Here is a 5,792-nt window from a genome sequence, read left to right on the forward strand (position 1 = left end):
CAAGGCGTTTGCATACACATTCCTCATCGGTACAGCGGCGGAAAAACTGTATCCAGTCCCGGCTCTGTGCGCCAAGGAGGGCTTCAAACTGGCGGCAGCCTTTGCCTTTCAGTTCAAGCAGCACGCCTTTGTTTTCATCCCATGAGGTATACAGCACGATATCGCCGTGATAATACCGTCCAGTATAGGTGTACGCTCCTTTTGGCTCCTGCGCCATATATTTCATCCGTATCCGCAGTACATCTTCAATAATGTGCCTTGCATCTGTTGTCTTGAACCGGATACGTACATAGTCGATCAGCAGGAACAAAGCGTCCGGCGCCGCCAGCGCAAAGGCGTGTTCAATCTTACGCATGGCTTTCTTTGTCACAGGTGATGCATGGCTTTCCAGACGGCTCAGGTGGGTGCGCGACATCCCAGCCAATACCGCAAAATCCTCCTGCGAGATGCCAAGGCGTTCGCGCCTTGCCCGCTGTTTGTCTATCCATTTGATATGGTCCAAGTAATCCCTCCATCCGTTGTAACATTTCACATTTTTTGTTGCGCCGTCCCCAAGTCCTTCAAACCCAGACGGGATGCGGTTCTGGGGACATTATGGGAGTTGGCTATAGGCGATTTACCCCCCTGTTAGATACAGGGGGCGAATCTGGGGACGGCCGCGGCTTCCGCGCTGCCCGCCGCCGCGCGGCATGACCGCTGGCTGGCACGGTTCCCTTGCCTGTCCGATCACATTCCTCTGTTTATATTATATGCCCGCAAATCGAGAACGCCAATATCAAGTCGCGTTGACTTTGTAAACTTTCTGTGATATCCTTAATGCAAGGAGGAATGCCGGATGAACAGGATCAAGGAACTGCGGCAGAAGAAAGGGCTTTCGGTGAGGAAAGCGGCTGAAGAGATCGGCATTTCACAGAGCATGCTGTCCAGCTATGAGAACGGCACACGCGCCCCGCGCGACGATGAAACATGGGGCAGGCTTGCAAACTACTTTGGCGTGTCCATCAGCTATCTGATGGGCTTGACGGACAAACTGCATATACCGGAGACAGATAGCGGGCATTTCCATCCCCCATTTGTATATCTTGACACTGGTTGGGTGCAACGGGAATATATTGACACGCAAAAACCCGTGGAGATATTTATCCATAGCCCAGCAGAATATGCCTTACTTGCTAACGTTGTGCAATTAGACCGGGATGGGGTTTCTGCCCTTTTGGGGATGGTGCAGCATATGATCCAACAGGAAGGCTTAGGGAGAAAAACCGAAATCCGGTTGCCGGATTAAATGTAACGAACCGGTCGTGCAGTTGGGGAAATAGCAGGAGGATATCATGGGCGACGTTATGACACCAGCACAACGGAGTAGGACAATGAGCCATATCCATAGCAAAGATACACAAATAGAAATCGTGTTACGCAAGGCTTTATGGCATAAGGGTTACCGTTACCGTAAAAACTATAAGGCATTGCCCGGTTCGCCTGATATTGCAATCATAAAATATAAGGTTGCAATTTTTTGTGATAGTGAGTTTTTCCATGGCTATAACTGGGATATCAAAAAGCAAAAGCTCGGACATAACCGTGAATTCTGGATCAAAAAAATAGAGCGGAACATAGAGCGCGACCGGGATACCGACCTTGCGTTGCTTAACATGGGGTGGATACCAGTACATTTCTGGGGGCACGATATTTTGAAACGCACCTCAGACTGCATTGATGCCATCGACGACTTAATTTTCGAATTGAAACTGGAAGGTTTCGATAATGAAACGCTCCTTGATATGGAATAAGGGGTTTGGGATAGGCTGTAACTATCCCAAACCCCTTATTTGCAAATACAGGCTTGACGATACGGTATCCAAGTGTTAATATAAAATCATAACTTTTACAAGTCGATAGAGGTGGGAATATGTATCTATCCAAAGTTAAAATCCGGGATGCCATGGGGCATCAAGGAATCCAGACCTATACGGAATTGGCCGAAAAGCTTGGAATTACCAAAAACCAGCTTTCTGTCATGCTATCGGATGGATATAACCCTTTAAAAGCCCGGGTGGAGGAACTGTGCAACCTCCTATGCGTAGCACCCGATGCAATCATGGATTTCGGCAAGGATGCCGCAGTCTGCGAAGGGGTAAGGCAGGTTAGCACCGGTTCCATTACGGCCATTGAATTGTTTGCCGGTGCAGGCGGGCTTGCCCTTGGACTTGAAAAGGCTGGCATTTCTACGCTGGAATATGTAGAAATTGATAAGGCCAGCTGCCAGACCCTTAAGGAGAACAGGCCAAACTGGAATGTCGTATGTGACGATATCCACCATGTCGATTTTACCCCATACAAAGAGAAAGTCGATATTGTAACGGGTGGTTTCCCCTGCCAAGCCTTTTCTTATGCAGGGAAAAAGCTTGGGTTTGAAGATACGCGGGGAACATTATTCCACGAATTCGCCCGTTGCGTCAAAGAGGTGCAGCCTAAGATGTTCTTGGCTGAAAATGTGCGCGGCCTGTTATCCCACGACAGGGGTAGGACAATTAAGACGATTATCTCTGTATTGGCTGCACTAGGATACCATATCCAGTATAGGGTGCTAAATGCAGCGTACTTAGGGGTTGGACAGAAACGAGAACGGATTGTTATTGTAGGTATCCGGGATGACCTCGATCTTGACTTCCATTTCCCGGAATATGATGGGCATATGACTACTTTGCGTCAGGCTTTGGAAGGGTGTCCAGAAAGCCCCGGGGTGGAATATAGCGAAAAGAAGAAAAAGGTCTTATCCCTTGTCCCCCCTGGCGGGTGCTGGGTCAACCTTCCGGAGGATGTTGCAAAGGAATATATGGGTAAGTCATATTATTCCGGTGGGGGACGCCGGGGGATGGCCCGCCGGATTAGCTGGGATGAGCCTTGCCTAACATTAACCTGCAGCCCTTCACAAAAACAGACTGAACGGTGCCACCCCGAACACACCCGCCCTTTTACAGTGCGGGAATACGCCCGGATACAATCGTTCCCGGACGACTGGAAGTTCTGCGGGAGCATTGGGGATCAATATAAGCAGATCGGTAATGCCGTCCCTGTTGAGATGGCTAGGCGGATAGGCGTACAGCTCCGGATGGCGGTACAGGGACATCCGGATGCATAGTGGTCAGTATGCCTGCCTTCCGATTTCCTGCGCCAATTGTTTGATTACTTCATCCAAGGCAGTTGAACTATCCATTTCTGCCGCAACTTCAGCAAAAGCATCAATCAAATCATAATAAAAATTATGGTCGCCGGTAAGCCGGTACCAGAATTCGACACCTACAAAAACAGGGAATTCCTCGCTTAAACGCTTATAGGATTGGGACAGGGAACTGGTTGTCCCATAAAAAACACCTACAACGCAGTCGCCATACCCAAGGTCCAAATGGTTCGTCCGTGCCAAATTCCGGATAGACTTAAAATGGTTCCGGATCGTTTCTACATCATCATGGTTAATTGTCGTCGGACCTGCTTTTACTTGGCAATATTTCCTGCGTCCGTCTATAGCATCCACAAATTCTATGTCGATCCCCGACGTTGTTGAAGCATATGATGACAATACTTCATTGCAAAAGTATTGGAGCTGTGTACCAAATGTAGTGGAAATGGATGTCCCCAGAACCCGGGGGTAAACCAAAGCCTTGGCCATGCTTTCTGGTGAGGAATCGCCAAAAGCAAATTGTGCAAGATACTTGTAAGTGAATGGGTTGATATTAAACTTGTTCAGTGAAGAAAGCTTTATGGTATTTTCTTTGTGTTTCTTAGCAATACGATCCTTAAAAAATGTTTTTGCCTGTTCCAGTATGTTCTGGCGCTCTGATTCTGTCATGTGGCCACAACCTTTCAGGTATATTGTAATGCCATTTTAGCACCCTTTATCATGCAGGGCAAGACCATAGGCGCTATCCTGCAATAATTTGTATTTTTCTAGCATATCTAATCATAAAAGTAGACATAGTACAACATATAAAAGCCTTATTGGGTTATTCCCAATAAGGCTTTTAACGTATCAAGACTCATCCCAAAAGTAGTAAATTGGTGGTAGGATGATAGCTACACTTGCTTTTACGCACCAATAAACTTTAGAATTTTGCTTGTTTTAACAGCATATCCGCATTTTTATTATCATAGCATCGGATTCTCTGATTTAGGCTATCTTTTTCATAAAAACCCACGACTGGTGCGTGGGTTTTTATACAAGACGATGGAGAATTGTGCCCAAAGGGTGCGATTCGCAGCCGCGCGACAGTCTTACTTTTTATTATACACGCTTTTTCGGCAATGGCAACCGCTCAGTCGATCCCGGGGAATACGATTCCGGCGCTCCGGCGGGCCTGCTCGAGCAGACCGGCGACTTCGACTGTCGCCTGCAGCCGGCGGCGGCAGGCCGCATGATCCTCTGCACGCACCAAATCCCGGATGGCGCATAACTCGTGGAACCAAGGGGGTTGGCCGTCCTGTGCGTCGTAGCTCTGTTCACCCGCAGCGGTCGTCAGCCGGATGCGGCCGCAGATGCTGGCCGGACCTTCCACCTGCAGCGTGCCGCGCTCGCCGATGATCTGCACGCCGTTTTCCGCCTGACAGTCCTTTGCGCCGGTGCACTGGCAGAGAAAATCCGGGTACTCGAGCACAAGGATCCCGCCGGTGTCGATGCCGTTTGGGTGGCGGCGGGCGTGGTAGGTGAGCTGCGCCGGTGCGCCGAACAGACCGTATACCAAATACAGGTTATACAGGTTGATGTCCATCAGTGCGCCGCCCGCAAACGCAGGATGGAACACGTTGGGGGTTTCGCCTGCCAGCAGGGCATCGTATTTGCGGGAATACTGGCAGAAGGTGCAGGAAACCTGCCGTACCGGGCCGATCGCGGGAAGCTGCGCGCGCAGCCATTCAAAATTGGGCAGGAACAGGGTTGTGATCCCTTCAAGCAGGAACAGCCCTTTTTTCTGTGCGAGTGCGGCAAGTGCTTCCGCCTGTGCGCGGGTGGGGGCGAAGGGCTTTTCGCACAGCACGTGCTTGCCTGCCAGCAAGGCGCGGCGCGCCTGCTCAGCGTGCAGGCTGTTGGGGGAGGCGATGTACACCCAGTCCACCGCAGGATCGGCCAGCAGGTCATCCAGCACGGTATAGACCTTGTGCACGCCGAAGCGATCAGCCAGTGCCCGGCCGGTCTCTTCCCGCCGGGAATAAACCGCCTCACAATGCAGCCCCTCAATTTTGGCTGCTTCGGTCAGGATGGAGGAGACGATCGCTCCCGTTCCGATGGTTCCGATCCGCATGGTATGACCCCTTTCAATTGTTTACTGCTTTTATTGTGCCACAGGCCGGCGGCGCATGCAATCCCTTTTCCGTGCCAATGCAAAGCGGATGGCAGGCCGCTGCTGAAATTTTTTGTTTTTTCGCGGCAGGACTGTGATAAAATAAAAAAGTCAGGCGCAGTGATATGATCCTCCTAAAGTAGACCATGGAAAAAACCAAAATCTACTTTAGGAGGATTTTTTATGGGCAAAATAAAATTCACTCCAGAGAAGAAAATAGAAATCATAGAAGCGTATAAGTCGGGTAAGGTTGCCTATTCTCAATTACAAGATGTTTATGGAATGAATCGTGACGAGATATATAGATGGATATCCAAGTACGAAGCGAACGGTATTGAAGCCTTTGTAAGTGGAAACAGAAGGTATTCCAAGGAATTTAAGATTCATTGCATTGAAGAGTATCTTAGCGGAATTGGCAGTGTGGATGATATCGTAGCCAAATACAATATTTCAAACAGA

At 49.4% G+C, this 5,792-nt stretch carries 7 protein-coding genes; 4 read left to right on the forward strand and 3 right to left on the reverse strand.

From position 1 onward, the window contains the following. Positions 1–502, reverse strand: a 502-nt coding sequence (locus T363_RS0113265; RefSeq protein WP_031476596.1) for a helix-turn-helix domain-containing protein, incomplete at its 3' end; no start/stop codon positions are given. A 333-nt stretch (positions 503–835) separates the two neighbouring features. Between T363_RS0113265 and T363_RS15325 the strand changes: the two genes are divergently transcribed. From T363_RS15325 to dcm, 3 genes are all read left to right on the forward strand, one after another. After that, complete coding sequence (locus T363_RS15325; protein ID WP_051643293.1) at positions 836–1,285, forward strand: helix-turn-helix domain-containing protein; 450 nt, start codon at positions 836–838, stop codon at positions 1,283–1,285. A 46-nt stretch (positions 1,286–1,331) separates the two neighbouring features. Further along, positions 1,332–1,790 carry a very short patch repair endonuclease gene (locus tag T363_RS0113275; protein ID WP_034972454.1) on the forward strand — a complete coding sequence of 153 codons (459 nt, stop codon included), beginning with the start codon at positions 1,332–1,334 and terminating at the stop codon, positions 1,788–1,790. A 119-nt stretch (positions 1,791–1,909) separates the two neighbouring features. Beyond that, on the forward strand, positions 1,910–3,142 hold the full coding sequence (gene dcm / locus T363_RS0113280; protein WP_031476602.1) for a DNA cytosine methyltransferase: 1,233 nt from the start codon (positions 1,910–1,912) through the stop codon (positions 3,140–3,142). Between the two features lie 3 nt (positions 3,143–3,145). Here the strand turns inward: dcm and T363_RS0113285 are convergent, their stop codons facing one another. Together T363_RS0113285 and T363_RS0113290 are read right to left on the reverse strand one after the other, a co-directional pair. Further along, a complete protein-coding gene (locus T363_RS0113285; RefSeq protein ID WP_031476604.1) occupies positions 3,146–3,850 on the reverse strand; it encodes a PmeII family type II restriction endonuclease in 705 nt (234 codons plus the stop codon). 463 nt (positions 3,851–4,313) lie between these two features. Next, complete coding sequence (locus tag T363_RS0113290; RefSeq protein ID WP_031476606.1) at positions 4,314–5,294, reverse strand: Gfo/Idh/MocA family protein; 981 nt, start codon at positions 5,292–5,294, stop codon at positions 4,314–4,316. Positions 5,295–5,516: 222 nt separating this feature from the next. Here T363_RS0113290 and T363_RS0113295 point away from each other — a divergent pair. Then, on the forward strand, positions 5,517–5,792 hold a 276-nt coding region (locus T363_RS0113295; protein WP_031476608.1), incomplete at its 3' end, for a helix-turn-helix domain-containing protein.

The sequence above is a fragment of the Agathobaculum desmolans ATCC 43058 genome, from assembly GCF_000701665.1.
Taxonomy (GTDB): Bacteria; Bacillota; Clostridia; order Oscillospirales; family Butyricicoccaceae; genus Agathobaculum; species Agathobaculum desmolans.

What these genes read in the sequence shown, in the direction of transcription:
- T363_RS15325 (WP_051643293.1), top strand. Translation starts at nt 836, where the DNA reads ATGAACAGGATCAAGGAACTGCGGCAGAAGAAAGGGCTTTCGGTGAGG.
- T363_RS0113275 (WP_034972454.1), top strand. Translation starts at nt 1,332, where the DNA reads ATGGGCGACGTTATGACACCAGCACAACGGAGTAGGACAATGAGCCAT.
- dcm (WP_031476602.1), top strand. Translation starts at nt 1,910, where the DNA reads ATGTATCTATCCAAAGTTAAAATCCGGGATGCCATGGGGCATCAAGGA.
- T363_RS0113285 (WP_031476604.1), bottom strand. Translation starts at nt 3,850, where the DNA reads ATGACAGAATCAGAGCGCCAGAACATACTGGAACAGGCAAAAACATTT.
- T363_RS0113290 (WP_031476606.1), bottom strand. Translation starts at nt 5,294, where the DNA reads ATGCGGATCGGAACCATCGGAACGGGAGCGATCGTCTCCTCCATCCTG.